Here is a 25,111-nt window from a genome sequence, read left to right as displayed (position 1 = left end):
AGGGGGCGTATCCTCAAGCACTATCAAAGTTTATGGTGTGGCCCGCGGTCGTGAATCCTTCATTGGGATTCGCCATACCAGCACGGCTCCGATTATCAGCAACGCCGAGACAAAATAGAGCCCGGAGTTAAAGCTGCCGGTCACATCTTTGAACCAGCCGATCAACAGCGGGCTGACCGCCGAGCCGATGTTACCGGTGGCGTTGATCACCGCGATCCCCACCGCTCGGGCTTCAAAGCTGATTGACTGATCCGGCGTGGTCCAGAAGATCGCCATCGCGGTAAACGAGCCGACCGACGCCATCACGATCCCTAATAGCTGAACCATGCTGTGGTTGGTCGCCGAAGCCAACAGCCAACCTGCCGCCGCAAACAGATATGGCAGCGCGGTGTGGAACTTGCGCTCCTGCAAGCGATCCGAACGTTTACTCCACCAGATCATACCGGCGATGGTACAGATTTGCGGGATCGCCGCCAGAAAACCGATCATGATGTTACTGCTGCTCTGGTTGAAGCTCTGCAAGATCTGCGGCGTCCAGATATTAATGGCGCTCAGGGTATTGGTGAGGCAGAAATAGGCCAGCGTATACATCAACACCACCGGCGTCAGCACCTCACGCCACAGGCTGCGCTGTTGCAACGCCCGGTGGCTGCTTGGCCCTTCCGGCTGCACCAGTTGCAATTTGTCGGCTTCCATCATCGCTTTTAGGCTGGCCTTCTCTTCACTAGTCAGCCACTTGGCTTTGGCCGGTGTGTCGTCCAGGTAGAACCACACCACCACGCCAAGGATCACCGAAGGGATCCCTTCCAGCAGGAACAGCCATTGCCAGCCTTTCAGGTTCATCATGCCATCCAGCGCCAGAATATAACCGGACACCAGCGACCCCAATGCCATCGTGACCGGCATGGCAATCATAAACAGCGCGTTAGCCCGAGCACGGTAAAACGCCGGGAACCAGTAGGTGAGATACACCAGGATCCCTGGCAGGAAGCCCGCCTCGGTAATACCGACGATCATCCGCAGCACGTACAGACTGGTTGGCCCAGTGGCAAACATGGTGCAGGTAGAAGCAATGCCCCACAGCACCATGATGGTGGCGATCCAACGCCGTGCCCCCACCCTGCTCAGCATCATGTTGCTGGGGATGCCGAAGATCACGTAGGTGACGTAAAACAGCGTTGCGGCCAGGCCGAACATGGTGGAGCTAAGACCGAGGTCCTGCTTCATGGTCAAACCGGCAAACCCGATGTTGATACGGTCAAGGAACGAGAAAACAAACAACACAAATAAGAAAATAATCAGGCGCCGAAATAACTTTTTAATCACCGACTGCTCGGTGGCGGTTAACGCTTTATGTTGCTCTGCCGGGTTCAGTGGCTTGAGCGAATCGACGTTGCTCATGATGACTCCGATTAGTAAACGCCCTGGGATGATTGCTCCGCCGGTTTATCCTGTTTGAAACTGCTGAGCAGGGAGTCTGCCGCCCGTACCAGCAGAGTGGTATCCACGCCAACGGCAACAAACAACGCGCCAGATGCCAGATAGTGCTGTGCCAGTTCCTGCTGTGCCATCAGGATGCCCGGTGCCTTGCCTGCGGCACGGATGCGGGCAATGGCATCGTCGATAGTGCGTTGCACTTCGGGATGCTGTGGATTACCGGCAAAACCCATGTCGGCACTCAGATCCGCCGGGCCGATAAAGACGCCGTCCACCCCTTCTACTTCCAGGATGGCATCCAGATTTTTTACCGCCTCTCGGGTTTCTATCTGCACCAGCACGCACATCTGGCTGTCGGCTAGATGCAGGTAATTCGGCACCCGGTTCCAGCGCGAGGCCCGAGCCAGCGCACTGCCAACCCCGCGAATACCGTTTGGTGGATAACGGGTAGCCCGCACCGCCTCCTGCGCCTGTTCGGCGTTTTGGATCATCGGGATCAACAGGGTTTGCGCACCGACGTCCAGCAGCTGTTTGATCAGCACCGGATCGTTCCAGGCCGGGCGCACCACCGGATGGCTGGCATAAGGCGCAATCGCCTGCAACTGGCCCAATATCGTTTGCACATTGTTGGGCGCATGCTCGCCGTCGATCAGTAGCCAGTCGAACCCGGTTCCGGCCAGCAGTTCAGCGCTGTAGCTGCTGCACAGCCCCAGCCACAGGCCGATCTGCGGGCGTTTTTCCTGCAGGGCCTGTTTGAAATGGTTAGTTAGCATGGTGTTTCTCCTTAGACAAACCGGCAACTGATGCAGCCCATAGGGCCATAGTCGGCATGGAAGGTATCGCCGCGCCGCGCCGCCACCGGGCGGGTGAAAGAACCGCCAAGAATGATCTGCCCGGCTTCCAGTTCCACGTCATACGGGGACAGCTTGTTAGCCAACCAGGCCACGCCGTTGGCTGGGTGATTGAGCACCGCCGCCGCCACGCCAGACTCTTCAATCACGCCATTGCGATACAGCAAGGCACTGATCCAGCGTAGGTCCAGCGCGTCCGGCTTGATCGGCCTGCCCCCCATCACCACACCCGCGTTGGCAGCATTGTCGGAAATGGTGTCGAACACCTTGCGTGGCCGCTGGGTTTGCGGATCGACGTTATGACTGCGAGCATCGATGATCTCCAACGCCGGGATCACATAATCGGTAGCGTTATAGACATCAAACAGCGTGCAGTTCGGCCCGCGCAGCGGCTTCGCCAGCACAAACGCCAGCTCCACTTCGACGCGTGGCACGATAAAGCGATCGATCGGAATGTCGCTGCCATCGTTAAAGAACATGTCGTCCAGCAGCGCGCCGTAGTCCGGCTCGGTGATCTGCGAGCTGACCTGCATGGCGCGCGAGGTCAGCCCGATCTTATGCCCCTTCAGAGTGCGCCCTTCGGCGATCTTCAGCTCAACCCACTGGCGCTGGATAGCATAGGCATCTTCAATAGTGATCTCCGGGTGATCCAGCGATAGCGCGCGGATCTGTTCCCGGCTCTGCTCGGCCTGATGCAGGCGCTGCACGGCTCGGCTCAGTACGTCTTTATCCAGCATTTACCACTCCTTGTTCAGTCCTTGCTAAACAGCGCATGGACGTTGTTCTGCTTATAGTTGAGCACCGGATCCAGCTCTTCGATGGTGAAGGAGAGCGCCAGATAACGGTTAGCCATCAGCGCGGCGAAGTGATCCTTGATCAGGATGAACAGCATTTCGCCCACCTGCTGGCGGCTCTCCAGGCTGCGGCCGTGGCCAATCTTCAGCGTCATATGCACAAAGGCATAGTTCTGCTTGCCGTCGGCCATCTGCCAGGTATCCAGCCAGATGGCGCGGCTACGGATGCCCGCCAGCGGGAAGATGCCGGTTTCCGCCAGCGCGTGATTAACCTTGTCGAACAGCGCGGGTAAATCCGCCTCCCGGCGGATGTTGTCGGTACATTCAGCGTAAAAATGGGGCATTGGGTATCCTCAGGCTTCAGCAGGAAGAGGGAATATGCCGTTGACCTGGCCGGTTCCGGAACTGGCAAACAGCGGGGTAACAAACTCCACCTTGCCCTGATACTTGTCCCAGCCCAACAGGCCCAGCAACATCACGGTGTCGTGCATATTGCCTTCGCCATAGCAGTAGTCAGCGTACTCCGGCAGCATTTCGCAGAACTCGCGGAAGCGCCCTTCTTCCCACAGTTTCACTACCCGTTCGTCCATCTGCTGGTCGAACTGGCGGGTGTAGCTGTTCATGCCCTGCTCGGCACGTTGATCGTCGATAAAGCGATGCGACAGCGAGCCGCTGGCCAATACCGCCACGGTGCCGTCGTATTTCTCAATCGCGGTTTTAATCGCTTCACCCAGGCGGCGGCTATCGGCAAAATCATGCACGGTGCAGAAGGCAGAAATGGAGATCACCTTGAAGTGGCGGTCGCTGTTCATGTAGCGCATTGGCACCAGCGTGCCGTATTCCAGCTCCAGGCTTGGGATCTCGTGCGCCTTGGCACGTACGCCAAGCTTGCGAGCTTCCTCGGCAATCATCTGGCCCAGCTCCGGGTTGCCGTCATATTCGTAAGTCATGTCACGAATGAAGTGCGGCAGCTCGTTGCTGGTGTAAAGCCCTTTGAAATGCGAGTTGCAGTTGATGTGGTAGGCGCTGTTCACCAGCCAGTGGGTATCAAACACGATAATGGTGTCGACGCCCATTTCGCGACAGCGGGCACTGATTTCTTTGTGACCATCAATGGCGGCTTGACGGCAGCCATGGTGTTCTCCTGGCAATTCAGACAGGTACATCGAAGGAACGTGTGTAATCTTTGCGGCTAATGCTAATTTACCCATATGTCCTCCTATTCCCTTTATCTTTCAGCCTGCGGCACGGCTGGCCGCAGGCTGATGTCTATCGGGTCTAGTCCTTGGTTGTTGTTTTAAAGGGCACGGAGCTATCTCACACTCCCCAACGTGGGATCGGGTGATCCCCCATGGAGATACAAACGTTTTTCATCTCGGCAAATACTTCGAAGCTGTACTCACCACCTTCCCGGCCGGTGCCAGAGGATTTCACCCCGCCAAACGGCTGGCGCAGATCGCGTACGTTCTGGGTGTTGACGAAAACCATACCCGCTTCAATATTGCGGGCCAGACGCAGTACTTTGCTCACATCCTGCGTCCAGATGTACGACGCCAGACCGTACTCCACATCGTTGGCCATGCGCAGGCCGTCTTCTTCTGATTTGAACGGCAGGAGGCAGGCCACCGGCCCGAAGATCTCTTCCTGCGCGACACGCATATTGTTGTTAACATCGGCCAGCACCGTTGGGCGCAGGAAGTTGCCGTGGGTCAAACCGGCCGGTTTATCCGGGCCGCCAGCCAGCAAAGTGGCCCCCTCTTCGATACCCAGGCGGATATAACCGGAGACTTTTTCCCAATGCTGCTGGCTGATCAACGCTCCAACCTGAGTATTTGGATCGGTTGGATCCCCCACGCGGAGGCGGTTGGCACGCTCGGCAAAGCGTTTAACGAATTCCGGATAAATGCTTTCTTGAATGAAGATGCGTGAACCCGCAGTGCAACGCTCACCGTTGATCGAGAAGATGGTGAACAGCGCCGCATCCAGCGCCCGTTCTATATCGGCATCCTCAAAGATTAGCACCGGCGACTTGCCGCCCAGCTCCATCGAGAACTTCTTCAGCCCGGCGCTTTCAATAATGCGACGGCCGGTTGAGGTACCACCGGTGAAGGACACCGCACGCACGTCTTTATGGCGCACCAAAGCATCGCCCGCCGTCGCGCCATAACCTTGCACCACGTTCAGCACCCCGGCAGGAATACCGGCTTCCAGCGCCAGTTCACCCAGGCGATCCGCCGTCAGTGGCGAAAGCTCGGACATTTTCAGCACCGCCGTGTTACCCAGCGCCAGGCAAGGCGCGGTCTTCCAGGTGGCAGTCATGAACGGCACGTTCCACGGCGATACCAGCGCACACACGCCCACCGGCTGGATCAGCGTGTAGTTGAGCATCTTGTCGTCCACCGGGTAGGTGCGGCCATTCATCTGCTGGCAGATCTCGGCAAAGAACTCAAAGTTGTGCGAGGCGCGTGGGATCAGCACGTTTTTGGTCTGGTGGATCGGCAACCCGGTGTCCGCGGTCTCCATCTCGGCAATCTGAGGCACGTTCTGGTCGATCAGTTCACCCAGGCGACGCATCAGGCGCGCACGCTCTTTCATCGGCGTATTGGCCCATTTCGGGAAGGCTTCTTTGGCTGCGGCTACTGCCTGGTCGATTTCGAGCTGGCCACCGGACGCCACTTCCGCCAGCACCTCGCCGTTAGCCGGGTTGGTGGTGGTGAAATACTCTTTGCTGGCGACGTTCTTGCCGTTGATCCAATGGTTGATGGTTTTCATCCCTTGCTCTCCTCGTAATCTTTTTCACTGATGATGTGGTTAACCAAGCGGCCAATGCCTTCGATCTCCACCACAATTTCATCCCCAGGCTGCACGTCGGCCAGCCCTTTCGGCGTGCCGGTGGCGATCATGTCGCCAGGCTGCAACGTCATAAATTCACTCAGGTATTCGATCAGGAACGGGATGTCGAAAATCATGTCGGCAGTGGTGCCGCGCTGGCGCAGTTCACCGTTAACATAGGTGCTGAGCGTCAGGTTATGCGGATCCGCGACATCGTCACGATCGACAATGTAGGGGCCGATAGGCGTCAAGGTGTCGCGGCTTTTCACCCGCAGGTTGGGGCGGTAGTAGTTTTCCAGGTAGTCGCGGATGGCGTAGTCGTTACACAGGGTGTAACCGGCCACGTAATCCATCGCCTGCTCGCGGCTGACGTTGCGCGCGGTTTTACCGATCACCGCCACCAGCTCCGCTTCGTAGTGCATGTATTCCACCTGCGCCGGTCGCACGGAAACCTGGCGGTGGCCGGTCAGGCTGTTTGGCCCTTTGAGGAACACCAAAGGCTCTTCCGGCGCTTTAAACTCCAGCTCACTGGCGTGATCGGCATAGTTCAGGCCGAGGGCAAATATCGTGCCCTGCGCCGGTGGCAGCCATTCCACATCGTACTCATCGAGCTTACTGCCATCGGGTAGGGTAACGCTTAGCTGGTCGTCTACGGTGACGTTAACAATCTGGCCATGATGGCGGATACGAGCATGTCTCATGGTTATTCTCCTGCCTGCGTCACTGGGTTGGTAAGGGTTGGCAAACCTGAGGCCCGCACCGTCACTTGGTCACCTGGCTTGATCTCAACCCGCTGGTGTGGCGTGCCAATCAGCACCGCATCCCCCGGTTGCAGGGTAATAAAATCGCTGATGGCGGCGATCAGTTCCGGCACCGAACGCACCAGATCGGCCGTTGACCAGCGATCCTGCTCCACGCCATTGATTTCGGTGATGATTTCCAGGCCGCTGGTGCTAGCCAGTGGAGCAACCTCTCCCAACGGGCAGAAACCGTCACGGCATTTGGCTTTGATTGCCGGGCGATAGAAGCTGGTTTCCGGCAGGCTGACGTCGTTTGCCAAGGCGTAACCGGCCACATAATCGGCCACCTTATCCGCTGGCACCTTGCGGGCGGTGCGACCAATCACTACTGCCAGCGTTGCGCCACTTTGTACGGTTTCACCAGCCGGGAACGGGATGCTGCCACCGTTGGCAAGATGGGTATTGCGCGGTTTGATGAACCACACCGGCGTCTTGGGCGGCGTTTGGTAAGGGGCGGCGCGAAACGCCTGATCCCAGGCATCAAGCTGGCTGCGGTGGTTAAGTGCTACGGAAAATACGGTGCCTTTCATGCAGACTCCTTCTACGGAACGCCAATCATTAATATGTTAATGAATACTTTTATACGCTGTTCAGCATTTACGCAACGTTGTTAATTTAATTTGTGATCGTGATAACGAAATATTCACAAATTATGCACATTAGCGTTATTAATCAGCAAATTAACCTTTTTTGCAGGATTTTTACGTGACGGATCGCGTTTTACCGTTCTCCGCCGGTCAAAAATTGGCTACTATTAAGTTGTTAATAAAATTAAGCCAAGGCCATCGACATGCATGAATCGTTAACCATCGCCCTGTTGCAGGCGCGTGAAACCGCCATGGGGTTCTTCCGCCCGATCCTGAAAAGCCACAACCTGACAGAGCAGCAATGGCGCATCATTCGCGTATTGGCCGATAACCGTTCCATTGAGTTTCACGAATTGGCCGCAGAGACCTGCATCCTGCGCCCCAGCCTGACCGGCATCCTGTCGCGCATGGAGCGGGATAAGCTGATCTTTCGCCTCAAGCCGGTTAACGATCAGCGCAAGCTGTACGTGTCCTTGACCCAGCAAGGCCAGGAGCTGTATGAACTGGCACGCCACCAGGTGGAACAGGGATATGGGGAAATAGAAGCAGCATTCTCGAAGCAGAAGATGGATCAGTTGATGACGTTGCTCGATGAGCTGATCCGCTTAGGGGATCAACAGGCTAACAACGTGGTTGCTCACAAATAGGAGCGCTGCTCGCAGCCCCCATCAGCACCTAGAGGGTTCCTCAATTAATGACAGGTTGGGCTTCCGGCAATAGCGCACCGCCATCCACCACCAGCGTCTGGCCGGTGATATAACTCGCAGCCGGCGAGGCCAAAAAGACCATCGCTGCCGCAATATCCTCCGGCTCCCCCAACCTGCCCAGCGGCACCGCAGCGGCTATCGCCTGATTCAGCGCTTCCCCGCCCAGATTTGCCATCGCGGGCGTGCGGATCATCCCCGGCTCCACGCCATTTACCGTGATCCCTTCACATGCCAGTTCCAACGCGGCAGCGCGAATAAAACCATTTACCCCCGCCTTGGAAGCCGCATAGTGCGCCAGCCCTGGGTAGGCTACCCTTGGCCCAGTGACCGACGAGGTCACCAGAATACGTCCGCCCCCCTGGCGCTTCATCCACGGCAACGCCGCCTGCGCCAGAAAGAACGGGGCCATCAAATTGACGCTCAAGGTGCGTTGCAACAGTTCGGCATCAATCTGGTTAAACGGCCTCAGCGGAAAATAAGCGGCGTTGTGGATCACCACGTCCAGCCGTTGATGCCGCTGCGCTGTCTGTGTGACCAGCTCGGCAATCTGCCCTGCATCGTCCATATCACAGGCGGTCGCCTCCACGTTACAACCCCGTTGGCACAGGCTTTCAGCCGCCTCCAGTGCCTTTTGCAGTTGTAAGTCCGCCATCACCACCTTGGCCCCCAAACGTGCAAAGGCGCTGACGATCGCCAGCCCAATGCCCTGTGCACCGCCGGTCACCAGCACCACCTGCCCGGCAAACGCATCACTGGCATAAATCGCCGTCATCGGCTCAGGCCTTAGGGTAATGCGTGGTGTTCAGGATCTGCGCGTGAGCGCCTACGGCAAAGTTGCTCAGGCTGCTGAAATCGCTGCCCTGATAACCGAGGATCTTGCCATCGGTGCGCATCTCTTGCAGGTCGATCATCACTACGCCAAGCGTCGGAATGATCTTCTCGCGCCAGACGAACAGATACAGCTTCTCCGCCACTTTGACGTAATGGCAGCGATCGACATCCGCCAGCCCTTTCTCGACCCCGTCCAAGCACTGCCAAGCGTAGAAATTATTGTTCAGATAAATATGCTCATAGCGCTCCGTCGGGCTGTAGGTATACAGATTACGCATCCCGATCAATTCGTCGGTAAACTGCGGCAATGCTGCATCGCTGCTATCCAGTCGGCCAAAGCGGAATTCGGCATTCACCGCCGTGAGCGGCAACCCCTGCTCTACCCGGCTAAAAGCATCCAGCCGCGCCTGTGATTCCTCCGGCAACTGACCATAGACGGCGGTAAAGTTACCCTGCTGACGATCGCACACCAGCGTAACGCTGCCGTTGGGCCGCTGCGGATCGAGGAAATCGATAAACAGGATCCCCGGGCGAATGCCGGTTGCCCGGTAATCAACCCGTTGCTCTCCCCACTGCAGTGTTTGATCGTCGTTAAAGCTGCACTGCACCGTTTCCCCTTCGGCAAAATGGAACGCCAACGAAGTACCGGCCAAATCCTGCTGCTCCAGCGTATGGCTGTGAGGGGCGAAACCTTCCGCCAGTGCGCCAACCTGAATAAATACCGCTTCTGAACTCATGACAATCTCCTTACAGGGAAGTGAAAGCTAAGGTCGGCACATCGACAATGGTGGAACCGCCATCGGCCACCAGCGTTGCGCCAGTAATAATTGACGCCTGCGTTGAGCAGAGAAAACGACACACCTGGGCGATCTCTTGCGCACTGGCCGGGCGGCGCAGCGGCACATCGCGACAGACATGTTGATAGGCCTGCTCGAGCGTTAAGTTATGTGCCGCCATCAACGGCTGCATCTCTTCATCGGCCATCGGCGTGGTCACCCAGCCGGGGCAAACCGCGTTGGCACGCACGCCCTTTGGGCCATAGTCACGGGCGATGGAACGCATCAGGCCGATTAGCGCGTGTTTGGCGGTGACATACCCACACACCTCCGGCCCGGCGGCCAACGAGGCGATAGAAGCGACAAACAGCAGATTGCCGCCGTGCTTCACCAGCTCCGGCAAACAGGCCCGGGCGCTGGCAAACGCACTATTGAGATTGCTGTCCAACGCCTGTTGCCATTGGACATCGGTGACGTCGGTGATACGACCCAACCCCATCCCGCCAGCGCTGGCAATCAGGCAGTCGATACGTCCGGCCCGCTGTAAAATGGCTGGCAGGATGTCGGTTTGCCAACTGGCTCCGCTGGCGGCGTCTCCAACTACGGCATACGCCCCAATCTCCGCAGCCAAGGCGTTCAGCGGTTCACGGCGACGTCCGACGATAAATACCCGGTCCCCCTCCTGCACCAGCAGACGAGCACAGGCAGCCCCAATGCCGGTTCCGCCGCCGGTGATCACAACCACTCTACTCATCGCATTGCTCCATCAACTGGCTGACCATCAGGAAACTGCTCAGCAGCAAGCGCCGCTGCTCGGCTTCCAACCGCAGATAGCGACGGCTGGCGGGAAGGCGGCTGACCACTTCGGAAGCGGCAAAATGCTCAATATCCAACTGCCAGTTGCCCTCTGTTATCGTGAGCGTGGCGCGGCGGAAATCGAGCTTGGCTAACGTGTCGCCGATTTGTGGGTATTGCCGCAACGCGGCAATCAACTGCTGGGCACCATCATGTTTGGCCTTGGTGCGATAAACCACGCCATTACGACGCAGCCAACCACCAGTGATGATGTTGAGCACCAGCGGCTCGGTAAAACGTGCGTTGCCCTGCAAGCGGAAACGGTGAGTGACGATGTGCGCCAAAAACAGCGACTGCACCTGCTCTGCCACCTCTATTACCGGCCCCTGTGGCAGCGTGAGCCGTAACTGATTAACGGCAACGCGCTCACAGGCGTAAGGCTGCAGGTTCGCCGTCAACCGGGTGAGCGTGGCCCCTGCCTGATAACCTGGAGGGTCACGCCGCCAATAACGATTAAGTGAGGGAAGTAAGCCGATCAAATTCCACCTCCGCAGCTTCTGCCTTGTTGAAGGCGCTCTCCAGCACCTCTTCCACCGGCACCGGTTTAAACGGATTCACCTTCTGTACGCACAGGGTCCAGAACAGCGCATAGGCGGAGGTCAGGCCGATCATGATGCCAAAGGGAATGTAGACATCGCGTGGGTTCATGCCCGGCGGCGTGATGTAAAAAATCGCCAGCACGATCCCGATGCTGGAGACAATCTGCGGCAGCGGGAACCAAGGCGATTTATAGGCGCGTGGCAGATCTGGACGGCGGATACGCAGGATCACCACCGAGCAGGTCACCAGCAGGTAAGCCACGCCCCAGGCACAGACTGCTGCCAGCACCATCGGCATGATGCGGTCCAGATTGCCCTGAATGGCGAAAGCGTGAACGCAGGGGATCAACACCGCAGCGGCAATCGCCACCACAGGGGTTTTAAAGCGCGGGTGCAGATAAGCGAAGATACGTGGCATAGCGCCATCCAGCACCATGCCGTAGATAATGCGTGGCACCGCCGCCATCAGGGTGTTAATGGTGGCCGCCCCAGCTAACAGCAGCCCAACACCCAGCCAGTATTTACCGAAGTTGCCCATGATCTGGCCAGCAAATGCCGGGATAGCCATCGGCGTATCCAACAGATGTACGTTATTGGCAGCATCTACTACCACGTTCTCCACTTGATGGCTAAGTGCTGCTCCGTATAACGCCATACACAACGCTACACCGCATAGTCCCAAGGACATGGCACGCGGGATCACGCGGTGAGAACGTTTGATCTCCGGCGCCATCGGCGTCACCAACTCGCAGCCGACGAACATAAACATCGCCATACCCACCAGGCTGAACACCGCCAGGGGATCGCCGACATCCAGCGTGGTGCCAAACCAACCTTCTAGCGGTACAGCATGCGGTAAAAGCAACCCGGCGATCGAAAAGATCATCAAGGTGCTCCACATGCAGAACGTCAGCACGACCTCAGCCTTACCGAAGGCTTCAATGCCAAACGCATTCAGAATACCGAAAATGATCACCAAGCCCACGCCGATCATCCACGAGCTGTTGTTGCTTTCCATCAGGGTATTGAGGTGCTCAAAGTTCACCAGCGCCATGATGCCGGAAAGAATGGTTTCGGCGGTACCGGCAAAGATATGCACGATCAGATAGGCAGACAGGGTGCCGGTAATGGCAAAAAATCGCCCCATGCCGCAGGAGATATAGTCATACACCGAGCCGGTGGTGGGCAGGATCGCCGCCGCTTCCGAGAAGGTGGTGAGCTGGGCTTGCATCATGATAAAGGCGATCAGCATCGCCAGCGCGAAGGTGTCGCCACCGATACCAAAACCGCTGGTAACGGTGAGGATCACCGGGCTGGCCATGATCACCCCAACCGAACTGGCTAACGTGGTGGGGAACCCGACCTTGCCCCGTTCTAGCTGGGCACTGAGCCGCGACGACAGGTTCATGGTTACTTCCTCTTATAGTAGTTTTACCCGGTGTTGTAGCCGCCAAGGGCGGTAATCTCACTATAGGAAGGAAAGCGAAAGGCTGGCTATCGTCCTTAAGGACGAGAGACGTAAAGGGAGTAAGGGGGAGTTGAGCTACTGGGCAAAAAGCACCATTAGCGAGAAATTACTTTAAATTCAATAGTAACCGCTCGGCAATTTTTATTAATGTGTTAATGAAAAAGCCACTTCCTGTCAGAAAGACACCCCGTCAATCAGCATGGGGATGTTGTTATTAATGTATTTTATTGCAATCCGGCTCACGTTGTTAATATGTTTTCGTTGTGTTGCATAATTGCTACACCTATGCTGGTATCGTTCACATATTGTCCAGATACCTTTGCAGGTGTCCTTCAGGGTACTGAGCGATCAACGGAGGAAAATGCATTATGACAACCACATCATCCTTCATGCGTAACGATGCTTTTATCTCGAGCTGTCTGAATACCATTGCGCATCTGATCCCAGTTTCTGCCGGGGTTTTTTATCTGGTGGACCCGGACCTGCGGCCAGATCACTATATTCTTCATGGTATTAGCGCTGATACTCATCAGCAATATCTCGACCATTTTCAACAGTTGGACCCGTTAAAACCGGCCAACTTCCACCAGCAAGACATCCAGATGGTGAACATGACGCCAGCGGCGATCGCCAATAACCGCCACTATTATCACGACTTTATGCTACCCAATCGCATGCGTGACATGACGGAGATTTTTATCCGCCAGCGTAAGCGGATCATTGCCGGGGTTTCTCTGATCCGCGATACGCCGTTCACCGAATTGGAGCGCAGCCGCTTACGTGCGGTGCTGCCGTTGATCGAGTTGGCCACCCGCGATCTACTGCCAGATAGTGAAGCCCAGTTGCTCACCGCCAAAGAGCAGGAGATCGTCAATATGGTGCGTGAAGGGGCCAGCAATAAGCGCATTGCCTTGCAGCTCGGTATCTCTCTATCGACGGTGAAAACCCATATGCGCAACATCTTTGCCAAAACCGCCGTGGTTAATCGCACCGAACTGGTCTCCAGCGGTTTTATTGCCTACGGCTGATCCTGACTAAAGCAGTAACAATCAACCATACGCCAATGCTGGCGCGGCCTCCCCATGCTTAAAAAGCGTGGAGGGTAATGATTGACGAAACTCAAGGATAATGACGATGTCCAGTGATGCAGTTTCTGTGCCTTCTGCCGGGGCCTTGCTCCCCTGCCCACCCAGGCTGTTAACGGCGATTATCGTGTTTGCCGCCATCGCACCGGGGATCCTGATGACCGCCCCCGCCGTCGCTGCCCAGTTAGCTAGCCAGTGGCACCTCACGCCAGGCCAGATCGGCCATCTGTTTTCCACCGAACTGGGAGCCATGAGCATCGCCACGCTGCCTGCCTGGTGGTGGATCAGCCGGATCAACTGGCGCAAAATCGCCACGCTGGCGGCTATCGTCTTCCTGATCGGCAATCTGGCCTCGGCGATGGCCACCGATTTCAGCCTGCTATTGGCCTTGCGATTTATTGCTTCACTAGCCGGTGGCACGCTGATGATCCTCTGCATTTCCTGCGCGGCGGGCACCGCCAACCCCAGCCGGGTCTATGCCTTTTGGGTGCTGGGCCAACTGCTGCTAGGCGTGTTCGGCTTGCTGGCATTACCCCCGCTGTTTGCTCATTTCGGCCTGATGGCCGTTTATCTGATCCTGGCGGCGATCATGCTGTGTTGCCTGCCGTTACTGGGCGCATTCCCTAGCGGCTTTCGCCATAGCCACAGCGCGGCCAGTCAGATGCCTCCAAGCCCCCCCATCTACAAGCTGTTTGCCGTGCTGGCGGTATTGGCCTTTTACATCAGCCTGAGCGCGGTCTGGACCTTTATCGGCACTATCGCCGAGGCCGCAGGCCTTTCACCGGTGCACAGCGGGCAGGTGCTGGCCGCCGCCACCCTGTTTGGCATCATCGGGGCTGGTGGGGCGGCACTAGTTGGCGCAAGACGCAGCCACAAACCGCTGCTGTGGATCGGCTACGGCCTGCTGATTGCCAGCGTCCTGCTGCTGAGCCGCAACCCGCTACTCATTCGCTTCACCCTCGCCGCTGTGATGTTCAAGTTTACCTGGACCTTTGTGCTGCCATTTATTCTGGCGCGCGTCTCGGTGCTGGATAACAACGGCAAGCTGATGAACAGCATCAATCTGGTGATTGGCGGCGGCATGGCCATTGGCCCCACGCTGGCAGGTTACCTGATCGAATCTTCCGGCGGGATCAACGCATTGCTGATCGGCGCATTGAGCTGTGCGCTACTGTCACTGCTGCTGATCTCGCTGGCTTCACCGCGCGCGCCGCGCCGTTTAACAGGAGTCATAAGGTGAAAAGAACAACCGGTTTTTTCTTCGATGAACGCTGTTTCTGGCATAGCACCGGCCTACATGCCACCACGCTGCCGGTGGGCGGCTGGGTGCAGCCGCCTTCGGGGGCTGGGCATGCCGAATCGCCGGAAACCAAGCGGCGGATGAAAAACCTGATGGACGTTTCCGGCCTGTCGCGCCAGCTCAAGCTGCTGAGTGCCGAGCTGGCCGATGAGGAAGATTTACTGCGTATCCATCCGGCACATTACCTGCAACGATTCAAACAGCTGAGTGATAACGGCGGCGGTATGTTGGGAGAAGAGGCACCTTTGGGTCCAGGCAGCTATGAGATTGCCAAACTCTCCGCCGGGCTGGCCTGCGCTGCGGTCGAGGCGGTGCTGAAAGGTGAACTGGACAATGCCTATTCCCTGTCGCGCCCACCGGGCCATCACTGCCTGCCGGATCAATCGATGGGGTTCTGCTTCCTGGCTAATATTCCTATTGCCATCGAACGCGCCAAAGACCGTTTCGGGCTAGGCAAGGTGGCGGTGATCGACTGGGACGTGCACCACGGCAACGGCACCCAGCATATTTATTGGCATCGCGACGATGTGCTGACCATCTCGTTGCATCAAGACGGCTGTTTCCCGGCGGGCTACGCTGGCGAACAAGATCGCGGTGAAGGGGCCGGGGCAGGTTACAACATCAATATTCCGCTGCTGGCCGGGGCTGGTGACGACGGTTATCAATATGCCATGCAACAGATCGTCATTCCGGCACTGGAGCAGTTCGAGCCGGAGATGATCATCATCGCCTGCGGTTACGACGCTAACGCCATCGATCCGCTGGCACGGATGCAGTTACACAGCGACAGCTTCCGCGCTATGACCGCCCAGGTGCAAAGCGCTGCGGACAGGCTCTGTGGTGGCAAGCTGGTGATGGTGCATGAAGGGGGTTATGCCGAAGCCTATGTGCCGTTCTGCGGACTGGCGGTAATGGAAGAGTTGAGCGGCATACGCACCGAGGTGCAGGACCCAATGCTGGCATTCATTCAGCAACAGCAACCCCGCGAGGCCTTCAACCAGTTCCAGCGCGCTGCTATTGACCAGCTAGCACGCCAATTCGGTTTATAGTTACATTCAGAGGCGTGGCAATCCACGCCTCTGGCTGTTAGCTAGCGAATAAAGCGGAAGGTTTTCGACTGGCAAGGCGCCAAGGTAGTGAAATCACCTTTAGCCACATCCTGCTGTGGCAGCGGATGCTCGTCCATCCCGGTTTCCAACCATTCCTTGACTGGCTCTGCCAACGTTAACTTTCCGCCGATCGACACCTGTTCCGAAGGGTTATATACGCGGATAATCAAAGCATCGGCATCCTCGGCTTTCTTCAATACACTCAACACCGGGCCTGACTCAGGCATCGAAAGCAGGCTAAAGTGCAACGGCGTGCGGAAGTTTGCCAGATTGAGCTTCATCGCATCAAACGGGATCTTGTTGTAACAGCGCACCGGTGTGACGTACGCCCGCGCCTGCTGCATCACGCCCGCCCGGTGTGGATCTCCTGCAAAACCGAACAGGCTGAACCGGCAATGCAATTTGCCACGCATCTGGGAATCAGGCGTTGGCAGTTTGATGCCGGAAGGGCGACCCGGCCGCAATAGCAATTCCTCTTTACCCAGCACGCCTACCGAGCGGAACAGCGTCAGGGCAAAGGTATCGCGGCGCTCACCCACAATCTCGAACTCGCGCAGCCCCTCGGTAAACAACGCCAACCCATGCAGATCGTCATGCAGGGCGGCAAAATTCATCAGTTGCCACACTGGGATCGGCGCTTCTTTCCAGCCCTCTTGCTGCCAAACGGCCATCGCCGGATCGTCCACCGGACGAGTAATGCAGCCAAACTGGTTATCCGCCAGCACGCTTTCACTGGCGAACGGCGTTGGGATCAACACCCGTACGCGGTGATCGTCGGCCTGGTTATCCAGCCACATCTCAATATCGATCCGGCGGCTGTTGTGGGCTAACGTCACTTGGCACAGCACATCCAGATAACCGTCACTACGGCGCTCCGCCCGCTGTTGCAGGTTGGCTGGCAATGCCATACGCAGTTCCAGTGTGGCGATACTCTGCCAAGCCTCATGTTTGATGGAGGTAGCCACTGCGCTTTGCGTGGAATAGATCAACCACTCTTCACGGGAAGGCGAATAGTCATACTCATCGCCATCGTCGGAGCCATCCTCCAGTTGCAGCACCTGCTGATAGAGATAGCCGCTTTGTTTATCGCTAATATCCAACGTACCGTTGGCATTCAGGGCAATGCGGTAATACTCGTTTTCCAACAGTTCTGCCGGTTGCGAGGCAGCTTGGCGTTGCTGGCCTAACTGGTTGGCATGAATATGCAGGGTGCAATATCCCATCGCGGGCAATGGCTGACAGAGTTGAATGTCGTATTCCATAAAGGGATCGTAGTTGCCGTAATGCACAATCTGGCGATCTACCAGTCCAGGATCGATCTCCCGCGCGGCGCGGATAAAATACTCCACCGGCTGGCCCTGTTCGTCCACCAGCGAGAACTGCTGGGCACGAATACGAATGGTGGTGTTGATCACCTCTTCACGCGGGTAAGGCAGCAGGTTGAAGAACGTCAGTTTGTCGGCATCTGCGTGCTGTACCGGCATATTGTCGACGATCTTGCGCATATAGAAGCGCACCAGGTTTTCCGCCATGTCGTCCGCCAGAATAAAGCGCGTCATGATCTCCTGATGTACCTTGTCGCTACAGCAACAGCCGATGCTGTCATGGGCGTGGTTTTTCAGGATCTCTTTCCACATTTTCTCCAACAGGCCGTGATGGTATTCAAAACCCAGCGACCAGGCGATCGCCGCCAACGGCTCGAGGATATTAACGATTTTGTTCTCGATCTCGGCGTGGGCGATCTTGATGTCCATGCGGGTAGACGAGATGGTGCGGTGCACGCGCATGTATTTGCCGTCGTTAAACTCCCCCTTCAGCGTCGCCAAACGTTCACGACTGGCCTCAATCCGTTCGAAGACCTCTTCAAAGCGGCTCATGACAAACTCGCGCTGCGGGTAAATCTCGCGCAGTTTGGCCATCACCTGGAAGATATTCTGTTGCAGCGGCATCTGATCGTGGCCGTTCGGCAACAGGATATCCTTGGTAACCGAGGCGTTTTCCAGCACGGTGAAATAGCTGTCCAGCCGTTTGCGCAGCCCGGCTTCATCTTCGGGCAGGTATTTACCAATGGCGTAACCCAGCGGCAGCACCTGTGCCGCAACTTCGCTGCCGTCGTTGCTTTGCCACAGGAACTCGGTCTTGTCGGTGCCGTGGCGCTCGGAGCAGCCGCGCCAGAACATGGCGCGCGTGATACCAAACCCGTTGAAAATATGCGGTAACTGCGAAGACATGCTGAAAGAGTCCGGCAGATAGCCGATCTTCATCGGTTCGCCAAAGGACAGGCAGTCGCGCATGCCATACATCAGGTTACGAACGATCGATTCCCCTGACACCACCATGGTATCGGTTTGGGTATACCACGGGCCAACGATCAGCTTGCCAGCCTGCACCAACGCTTTCACCCGCTCGTGGTTTTCTGGTTTGATGGCGAAGTAGTCTTCCAGCACCGCCGTTTGCCCATCCAGTACATAGAAGCGATACTCGGGATCGGTTTCCAGCCGGGTCAGGATCTCTTCCATGTTGTTGATCAGCAGGATGCGTGACTCCTCGGTGGTGAAATACCACTCACGATCCCAATGCATATGCGGTGTAATGTGAACACGTGATACAGCTTTCATAATCAATTCCTAAATAAGACAGCTAATTCGTCTGGAATTACTGCGGCTGAACGAGGGTGTATTTGCCCTGCTTCATCGCCTGACGGCGCCAAAGGATCAGCACCAATGTTGAGATCGCCGTGCCAAGCAGCGCCGCCCCCAGCCAAACGGCTGCCGACAGCAAGCCACCGAGGCCATTATCGTGCAGCAGGAACAGCGAGAAGATCCCCGCGCCCGGCGTCGACAGGCCAATCCCCATCCCACCAACGATCGCACCGGTCACCAGCGATCCCACCAGGAAGGAACCGATCACCCGCACAGGATCTTCAATTGCCATCGGGATTGCCCCTTCGGTAATGCCTGCCAGGCCAAGCAACCAGGTCGATTTACCGGTTTCAATCTCGAACTGTTGGAACAGCCGTGGGGCCAGCAACGTTGAAGCGGTAACCGTAAAGGCCGAGACCATTTTGACCGCGCCAAAGATCGCATAAGGGCCGAACACACCGTTGGCCATCGCACCCAGGCAGAACGCATAGGCTGCCTTGTTCACCGGGCCGCCGAGGTCGAAAGAACACATAAAACCGAGGATCGCTCCCAGCACCAACGCGTTGGTACCAGACAGGCCGTTAAGCCAGGCGGTCAGGCTGTTGTTCAACCAGGCCACCGGCTCGCCGATCACAAACAGCATCAAGCTGCCCGCTACCAGCGTGCCAATCACCGGGTAGAGATAAAACGTCAGGAAACCGTTGAAGTTGGGGCTGAGGCGCACATGGTTTTTCACCCAGCGCATCAGATAGCCGGCGATCAGGCCGCCCACAATACCGCCAAGGAAGCCGGAACCAATCATGTTTGCCGCCAGCCCGGCCGCAAAACCTGGGCCAAGGGCCGGTTTATCCGCCAGCGAATATGCCGTGTAGGCCGCCAATACCGGCACCATCAAGATACCTAGCATGCCACCACCCAGCTTGCGGTACATCCACAGCCAAGAGTTCTCTTGATCGAACAGATGCTGCAGACCAAAGATTTGCGCCAGCAGTACCGAAACGGCCAACACCGTGCCACCCGCCACAATCAGCGGCACTGCAAAAGAGATCCCGCTGAGTAATGCCTGTTTGAGTTCGGTCTTCACGCTATTTTTCTGCACCGGCGCTTCGCTTTGCTGCACCCGCTCAGCACCGTTAGCGGATTGGCCCACAGCCAATGCCTGCTGCAAAATGCGTTCGGCGTGTTTGATTGGCTCGGCGACCGGCGTTTCGATACGGGGGATACCGTTGAAGCGCTCCACTTCTTTAATCGCGACTTCGGCGGCGAACACGCAGGCCGTCGCACTATTTAGCTGTTCCGCCGTCAGGCGGCCCTCGATCCCGTTGGCCCCTTGTTTCTCCACATACACGTTGATGCCGAGCTTACGCCCCGCCTTCTCAAGATATTCCGCCGCCATATAGGTATGGGCGATACCGGCCGGGCAAGCGGTGACGCACACCACCGTAGGCCGCGAATCATCCTGCGGTTTGGGGGCAGATTCCGGCGTCCCTCCTGCCAACAGGGCCAACAACTGTTCCGGAGTGCTGGCCTGTAACACTGCCGCGCGGATATCGTCATCCACCAGCGCCGTTGTCAGGCTGGTCAGTAATTGCATATGCGTGGTACCGGCCTGCGCCTGCGGGATCGCCAGCAGGAAGATCAGGTTGACGCTTTCCGGCCCATCAATCCCTTCCCACTCCAACGGCGTGTTCAGCGTGGCAGCGGCAAATGCGGCTTCCTTTACCGCATCGCTTTTACCATGGGGCACCGCCAGCCCTTCACCCAGCGCGGTAGGGCCTTGCGCTTCCCGGGCAAAGACCTCGCGTAGAAAAGCCGCTTTGTCGTGTAATTTGCCTTGCGCATCTAGTTGGTCGGCAAGCAGATGAATGGCCTGATCGCGCCCCGCAAAGGCTACTTGCAGGTTTATCAGGCTGGGGTGGGTCAGGCTGCTCAGGTCCATCTTAATCCTCACGCTGAAGCCAGGGCGGCTCCGTCAATAAACAGGCGGCGATCATACCAACACAATCCACACCAATTTGTGATCAATTTCAAATCAACGTCATTTTTGTATTAAATTTGTATTAATTCAACTTAAAAACAACTTAACGAGAAATAGCGTTATTGGTTTGTTTATCCCTGGCCTAAGGCTAGAATGCGGGCAGCAGATCCAACAACCAGCCGGGGACACTCAAGCGTGAGCAAAAAGCCTATTTATCGCCAGATTGCGGATACCCTGCGCCAACAGGTTGCGGATGGTGAACTGAAACCCGGCGACGCGTTACCGACCGAGGCTTTACTGCGCGAGGAGTACAACGTCAGCCGGGTAACGGTGCGCCAGGCGTTGAAATTGCTGACCGAAGAGCAGGTGATTGAGAGCATTCAGGGCAGTGGCTGGTACGTCAAAGAGGAAAAGGTCAATTACGATATCTATCAGCTCACCAGCTTTTATGAAAAGTTGGCGGATCGCAACGTGGAAACCCACAGCGACGTGCTGATCTTTGAAGTCGCCAAGGCCAGCCCAACCATCGCCGAAGCATTGCACCTGACCACTGAAGACAAAGTGTATTACGTCAAACGGGTGCGCTATATCAAGCAAAAACCGGTCACGCTGGAAGAGACCTGGATGCCGTTGGCGCTGTTCCCCGACCTCGGTTACGAAGTGATGCAGAAATCCAAATATCACTACATCGAACAGGTTAAAAAGCGGGTGATTGACCGCAGCGAGCAGGAGATCATCCCGGTAATGCCAAGCGAAGAGGTGGTGAAGGCGTTAGGGATCGATCCGCAGAAACCGATCCTGGAGAAGGTCTCCACCGGTTTTCTCAACGACGGCACGGTGTTTGAGTTCAGCCGCAACTTCTTTAAAAGCGAAGATTACAAGTTCACCCTGGTGGCCAAGAGAACACGCTGAGTTTTTCCCATAAAAAAAGACGCCCGCAGGCGTCTTCTGAAACTGCAGACATTCCCCACCAAACTCACAAGGGGGCCCGTACGGCCCCCCTACAAACTCCACAATATTGTCAAACTGAGATTGCCGCAGGCGTCTGTGCAATTTTTCTGTACAATAAACCATCAGAACTTGATTGTCGTACTATGTACGAGTATTGTGAATGATATGGAGGCGTCGTAATGGAATACTTTGAGTTCATCGAAACCCCAGTTTTTAGCAGGCAACGCGAAACCCTATTAGACGATGATAGCTTTCGTGAACTACAAACCCACCTGTTAAAATATCACTCAGACGGCGATACTATAAGTAAAACAGGCGGTTGTAAAAAAATCCGATGGAACCGTCCAGGCATGGGGAAACAAGGTGGTGTAAGAGTTATCTATTACGTTATCACCCGCAGCGGCAAGCTTTACCTACTGATTGTTTATCCTAAAAACGCCAAAGACGACTTAACCGAATCCGAGAAAGCGATACTTAAAGCGTTAACGGATAAACTGAATTAAACGGTGCCGCACAAGGTATAGCACTTGCTTAGAGGTTGCACAGTGGACAAAGAACTTTTTAACGATCTGGTCGAAAGCATGGAACAGATGGTCGCGATTGAAAAAGGCGAAATGCAGCCTGCTCGTGTCCATCGCCATCATATCCCCAACGTGAAATCACTACGCGAAGCCAGCGGCATGAAGCAGGAAGAGTTTGCGCAGGCGGTTGGAGTTAGTCCTTCCCTAGTGCAAAGTTGGGAACAAAATCGCCGAATACCCTCCGGCTCTTCACTCAAAATCTTGCTGATGATTGAGCGCCACCCCACCATTATTAACGATCTACTCGCCCTCTAAATTCCATAAAAAAAGACGCCCGAGAGCGTCTTTTTTATCGCAATAGCAAAAATCAGTTCACTTTAACCGGCATACCGGAACGTGCCTTGATGGCCGCGTCCACGACGCTCTGGTCAACGGCTGGATCCATCAGCACTTTGCCAACCGGCGCGGTGATGGTGATTGGCACTGGCTCTTTCGACTTCAGCTCATCTTCGTTGGCAGACAGCGGGTTGTGCACTTCCAGATAACGTGAACCGTCTGGCTCTACGGAAACCTTCACCGGCTCGTTGATGAACTGCACGCGAGTACCTACCGGTACGCTGTCGAACAGGTATTTGATGTCGTCAGCACGCAGACGCACACAGCCGTGGCTCACGCGCAGGCCGATACCGAAGTTGGCGTTGGTTCCATGGACCGCATACAGACGGCCAACATAAAGGGCGTACAGACCCATAGGGTTATCAGGGCCCGCCGGGAATACCGCTGGCAGGATTTCACCATCGGCGGCGTACTCTTCGCGCATTTTAGCGGTTGGCGTCCAGGTTGGGCCCGCTTTCTTGCGTTGTACGGTGGTGACCCAGTTCAGCGGCGTATCTTTACCCAACTGGCCGATACCAATCGGCAGCACCACGACGGTCTTGGTGCCTTTCGGATAGTAGTACAGACGCATTTCTGCGCTGTTGATGATGATGCCTTCACGCGGGGCGTCTGGCAGGATCAACTGTTGTGGGATGGTCAGCGTGCTACCCGGCAGCGGCAGGAACGGGTCAACACCAGGGTTAGCCTCCAGCATGTTGCTCAAGCCCATCTGGTATTGAGCCGCAAAGCTCTCCAGCGGCAGTTTGCTGTCTGCAGGCACGGTGATCTGAATATTTTCCCCAACCAGACGGCTGTCTTTGGCGGGCAAAGGGTATACAACGGCGAAGGCAGCCTGGCTGAATGCAACCAGAGCGGTAAACAGGGTTAATAACGCGCGAATGCTCATTTTCATCTTCGTAGTAAAGTGGTGGCCGCACTGGCTAAAAATGGTATGTGTTCTGCCCGGCCTGGTTTGACCGGATGCGCATTATATGTGCACTTGCCGCCAAGATGGAAACATTACTCGCGCCGATACCTCACTTTTTTGTAGCCGGATATGGGGAAAAGTGTTCTTTTGGTAAATTCCTGCCTTAGCGTAGCCCATTTCCCCCTCGCCATGGTGGATCGAGATAAGATATTTACAGCCGATTGCCGCCGTTGAAACCTCTGCTGACAATGCCTGATGTCGCCTTTCAGGCTATACGCGGTGACGGATAATCCCTGCTGGAGCAGCGGCTGTTGCGAGTACCCACTTGCCCCAGCGTACAGCTCCCCTGCTGCACGTGCCCCCCTGATTTCATCGGCGGCAGCGCAATCATCTCCACCTCTGGCGTTGGCTCATTGGTCATATGCAACGGCGGTTGCAAACCCTCACCAGGCCAGTCCAGATTGCGGCGATAGGCCGCTGGCGGCACACCAAACTGCTTTTTAAAACTCCGGGTGAAGGTCTGCTGGGAATCGAACTGGTATTTATCTGCGATACAGGCAACCGTGGTGCTGGTCAGGCGCAGTTCACGCGCCGCCGCCGTCAGCCTTCTGCGCCGGACATAGCTCCCCAACATTTCACCGGTGAAGTGTTTAAACATCCGTTGCAGGTGCCATTTGGAATAGCCAGATTTGGCCGCGATGCTACCCACCGTCAAGAGCTGATCCAGGTTTTGCTCAATCCAGGCCAGAAGTTGACTGATGACATTTTCCTGGTGCATAGCCTCTCCTTTTGCGTTATCGGTCATGAGCGCGTTACCACAAAACACGCCAGTGGCGCTTACTCTATCGGCGTTGGCGCTAGACCACATTGCACAATCAAGACATAATATTGCTCAAACACGCCAATGTGATAATTGTTCTCATGAAAGCCACTTGCCAGCATCCCAGACCCGATATCGATAACGTGCCACGCGCCATCTTCGCGGTTCAGGCATCAAGCGTGCAGAAAGACTGGGAATGCATCCATCATCGCCACCGCAAGGCGCAATTGATTTACACGGTGCGCGGCATGATCCGCTGCGAAGTGGAAAATGGCCTGTGGCTGGTGCCGCCACAGTGCGCGCTATGGATGCCCAGTAACGTCAGCCACAACGCGCGGGCCACCAGCCAAAGTGAATGCTATTGCCTGTTCGTTGAGCAGGACGCCATCCCTGATTTGCCGCAAAACTGCTGTACCCTGACAGTGTCCCCTTTGCTGCGAGAGCTGCTGCTGCAGGCCAGCCAGTTCGATATTCTCTACCCGGAAGAGGGCCCGGAAGGCCGCATTGCGCAGGTTTTGTTGGATCAACTGGCCGCCGCGCCGCTGGAGAACCTGCACCTGCCGGTGTCCAATGATGCACGCATCCGCCAACTGACCGAACAACTGCTGGCCAACCCCGCCGATAAATCCACTCTGGGCCAGTGGGCACAACGCATTGGCATGAGCGAGCGTTCACTCAGTCGCACGCTGCAACAGCAGATGGGCATGAGCTTTGGCCACTGGCGGCGGCAATTACATGTGATGCTGGCTCTGCAACGCTTAACCCAAGGTGAAAGCGTCCAGACCGTGGCGTTAGATCTCGGCTACGAGAGTGCCAGTGGCTTTGTCACCATGTTCCGTAAAGCAGTAGGTAAGCCCCCTGCCCGTTATCTGGCCGAAAAAGCTGCTGCAGATCAGGCTGTTGCTGGTGCGATTAGGCTGTGAGT

General features: G+C 56.4%; 24 protein-coding genes and 1 pseudogene. 8 read left to right on the top strand and 17 right to left on the bottom strand.

The window, feature by feature from the left end:
- Positions 1 to 30 precede the first annotated feature (30 nt).
- The 8 genes from hpaX to KGP26_RS03415 all read right to left on the bottom strand — a co-directional run bounded on the left by hpaX (position 31) and on the right by KGP26_RS03415 (position 7,244).
- Positions 31 to 1,401: a 4-hydroxyphenylacetate permease gene (gene hpaX, locus KGP26_RS03450; RefSeq protein WP_059199638.1), complete on the bottom strand. Its 1,371-nt coding sequence runs from the start codon at positions 1,399 to 1,401 to the stop codon at positions 31 to 33.
- Positions 1,402 to 1,412: 11 nt separating this feature from the next.
- Positions 1,413 to 2,210, bottom strand: coding sequence for a 4-hydroxy-2-oxoheptanedioate aldolase (gene hpaI / locus KGP26_RS03445; RefSeq protein WP_223665021.1), 798 nt, complete (start codon positions 2,208 to 2,210; stop codon positions 1,413 to 1,415).
- Positions 2,211 to 2,221: 11 nt separating this feature from the next.
- A complete protein-coding gene (gene hpaH / locus KGP26_RS03440; protein ID WP_021808005.1) occupies positions 2,222 to 3,025 on the bottom strand; it encodes a 2-oxo-hept-4-ene-1,7-dioate hydratase in 804 nt (267 codons plus the stop codon).
- A 14-nt stretch (positions 3,026 to 3,039) separates the two neighbouring features.
- A complete protein-coding gene (locus KGP26_RS03435) occupies positions 3,040 to 3,426 on the bottom strand; it encodes a 5-carboxymethyl-2-hydroxymuconate Delta-isomerase (protein WP_021179191.1) in 387 nt (128 codons plus the stop codon).
- A 9-nt stretch (positions 3,427 to 3,435) separates the two neighbouring features.
- A complete protein-coding gene (gene hpaD, locus KGP26_RS03430) occupies positions 3,436 to 4,293 on the bottom strand; it encodes a 3,4-dihydroxyphenylacetate 2,3-dioxygenase (protein WP_021808004.1) in 858 nt (285 codons plus the stop codon).
- Positions 4,294 to 4,399: 106 nt separating this feature from the next.
- Complete coding sequence (hpaE, locus tag KGP26_RS03425; RefSeq protein ID WP_115159038.1) at positions 4,400 to 5,854, bottom strand: 5-carboxymethyl-2-hydroxymuconate semialdehyde dehydrogenase; 1,455 nt, start codon at positions 5,852 to 5,854, stop codon at positions 4,400 to 4,402.
- A complete protein-coding gene (locus tag KGP26_RS03420; protein ID WP_021808002.1) occupies positions 5,851 to 6,615 on the bottom strand; it encodes a fumarylacetoacetate hydrolase family protein in 765 nt (254 codons plus the stop codon). The genes hpaE and KGP26_RS03420 overlap by 4 nt, the downstream gene beginning before the upstream one ends.
- Before the next feature lie 2 nt (positions 6,616 to 6,617).
- A complete protein-coding gene (locus tag KGP26_RS03415) occupies positions 6,618 to 7,244 on the bottom strand; it encodes a fumarylacetoacetate hydrolase family protein (RefSeq protein WP_071682480.1) in 627 nt (208 codons plus the stop codon).
- Between the two features lie 260 nt (positions 7,245 to 7,504).
- Between KGP26_RS03415 and hpaR the strand changes: the two genes are divergently transcribed.
- Entirely contained in the window at positions 7,505 to 7,948 is a 444-nt protein-coding gene (hpaR, locus tag KGP26_RS03410; protein WP_021808000.1) for a homoprotocatechuate degradation operon regulator HpaR, read from the top strand.
- 40 nt (positions 7,949 to 7,988) lie between these two features.
- Here the strand turns inward: hpaR and KGP26_RS03405 are convergent, their stop codons facing one another.
- From KGP26_RS03405 to KGP26_RS03385, 5 genes are read right to left on the bottom strand one after another with little or no spacing between them, the layout of a single operon-like run.
- Complete coding sequence (locus tag KGP26_RS03405; RefSeq protein WP_223665020.1) at positions 7,989 to 8,780, bottom strand: SDR family oxidoreductase; 792 nt, start codon at positions 8,778 to 8,780, stop codon at positions 7,989 to 7,991.
- A 4-nt stretch (positions 8,781 to 8,784) separates the two neighbouring features.
- Positions 8,785 to 9,576: a MoaF C-terminal domain-containing protein gene (locus KGP26_RS03400; protein ID WP_179248441.1), complete on the bottom strand. Its 792-nt coding sequence runs from the start codon at positions 9,574 to 9,576 to the stop codon at positions 8,785 to 8,787.
- 10 nt (positions 9,577 to 9,586) lie between these two features.
- Positions 9,587 to 10,369, bottom strand: coding sequence for an SDR family NAD(P)-dependent oxidoreductase (locus KGP26_RS03395; RefSeq protein ID WP_179248440.1), 783 nt, complete (start codon positions 10,367 to 10,369; stop codon positions 9,587 to 9,589).
- Positions 10,362 to 10,949, bottom strand: coding sequence for a DUF3156 family protein (locus KGP26_RS03390; protein WP_094982186.1), 588 nt, complete (start codon positions 10,947 to 10,949; stop codon positions 10,362 to 10,364). Before KGP26_RS03390 ends, KGP26_RS03395 begins: the two co-directional genes overlap by 8 nt.
- A complete protein-coding gene (locus tag KGP26_RS03385; RefSeq protein WP_021179181.1) occupies positions 10,924 to 12,417 on the bottom strand; it encodes an APC family permease in 1,494 nt (497 codons plus the stop codon). Before KGP26_RS03385 ends, KGP26_RS03390 begins: the two co-directional genes overlap by 26 nt.
- A 428-nt stretch (positions 12,418 to 12,845) precedes the next feature.
- Between KGP26_RS03385 and KGP26_RS03380 the strand changes: the two genes are divergently transcribed.
- From KGP26_RS03380 to KGP26_RS03370, 3 genes are all read left to right on the top strand, one after another.
- The gene (locus KGP26_RS03380) at positions 12,846 to 13,505 is read left to right on the top strand and encodes a LuxR family transcriptional regulator (RefSeq protein WP_021179178.1); all 660 of its coding nucleotides are present in this window, start codon (positions 12,846 to 12,848) and stop codon (positions 13,503 to 13,505) included.
- 106 nt (positions 13,506 to 13,611) lie between these two features.
- Entirely contained in the window at positions 13,612 to 14,802 is a 1,191-nt protein-coding gene (locus KGP26_RS03375; RefSeq protein WP_021807994.1) for an MFS transporter, read from the top strand.
- A complete protein-coding gene (locus tag KGP26_RS03370; protein ID WP_223665019.1) occupies positions 14,799 to 15,911 on the top strand; it encodes a class II histone deacetylase in 1,113 nt (370 codons plus the stop codon). Before KGP26_RS03375 ends, KGP26_RS03370 begins: the two co-directional genes overlap by 4 nt.
- A gap of 41 nt (positions 15,912 to 15,952) precedes the next feature.
- Here KGP26_RS03370 and mngB read toward each other — a convergent pair whose 3' ends face one another.
- Together mngB and mngA are read right to left on the bottom strand one after the other, a co-directional pair.
- Positions 15,953 to 18,589, bottom strand: a complete 2,637-nt coding sequence (mngB, locus tag KGP26_RS03365) for a mannosylglycerate hydrolase (RefSeq protein ID WP_223665018.1) — start codon at positions 18,587 to 18,589, stop codon at positions 15,953 to 15,955.
- Between the two features lie 37 nt (positions 18,590 to 18,626).
- Entirely contained in the window at positions 18,627 to 20,552 is a 1,926-nt protein-coding gene (mngA, locus tag KGP26_RS03360; RefSeq protein WP_223665017.1) for a PTS 2-O-a-mannosyl-D-glycerate transporter subunit IIABC, read from the bottom strand.
- A 234-nt stretch (positions 20,553 to 20,786) separates the two neighbouring features.
- Here mngA and KGP26_RS03355 point away from each other — a divergent pair, with 234 nt between their 5' ends.
- The 3 genes from KGP26_RS03355 (at position 20,787) to nadS (ending at position 22,378) form a co-directional block, all read left to right on the top strand.
- Entirely contained in the window at positions 20,787 to 21,503 is a 717-nt protein-coding gene (locus KGP26_RS03355; protein ID WP_223665016.1) for a GntR family transcriptional regulator, read from the top strand.
- Between the two features lie 218 nt (positions 21,504 to 21,721).
- Complete coding sequence (locus tag KGP26_RS03350; protein WP_039995466.1) at positions 21,722 to 22,045, top strand: type II toxin-antitoxin system RelE/ParE family toxin; 324 nt, start codon at positions 21,722 to 21,724, stop codon at positions 22,043 to 22,045.
- A gap of 42 nt (positions 22,046 to 22,087) precedes the next feature.
- Complete coding sequence (nadS, locus tag KGP26_RS03345) at positions 22,088 to 22,378, top strand: NadS family protein (RefSeq protein WP_223665015.1); 291 nt, start codon at positions 22,088 to 22,090, stop codon at positions 22,376 to 22,378.
- A gap of 52 nt (positions 22,379 to 22,430) precedes the next feature.
- Here the strand turns inward: nadS and KGP26_RS03340 are convergent, their stop codons facing one another.
- Entirely contained in the window at positions 22,431 to 23,351 is a 921-nt protein-coding gene (locus tag KGP26_RS03340; protein WP_223665014.1) for a L,D-transpeptidase family protein, read from the bottom strand.
- A gap of 435 nt (positions 23,352 to 23,786) precedes the next feature.
- Positions 23,787 to 24,144, bottom strand: a pseudogene (locus tag KGP26_RS03335) (helix-turn-helix domain-containing protein); the annotation flags it as partial.
- Between the two features lie 143 nt (positions 24,145 to 24,287).
- Here KGP26_RS03335 and KGP26_RS03330 point away from each other — a divergent pair.
- Positions 24,288 to 25,109, top strand: a complete 822-nt coding sequence (locus tag KGP26_RS03330; RefSeq protein WP_223665013.1) for a helix-turn-helix domain-containing protein — start codon at positions 24,288 to 24,290, stop codon at positions 25,107 to 25,109.
- Positions 25,110 to 25,111: the final 2 nt, after the last annotated feature.

Origin of the sequence: Serratia sp. JSRIV002 (genome assembly GCF_019968725.1) — a bacterium.
Taxonomy (GTDB): domain Bacteria; phylum Pseudomonadota; class Gammaproteobacteria; order Enterobacterales; family Enterobacteriaceae; genus Chania; species Chania fonticola_B.
Note: the sequence above shows the minus strand (reverse complement) of the source record. Positions and strands in the feature narration are given on the sequence as shown.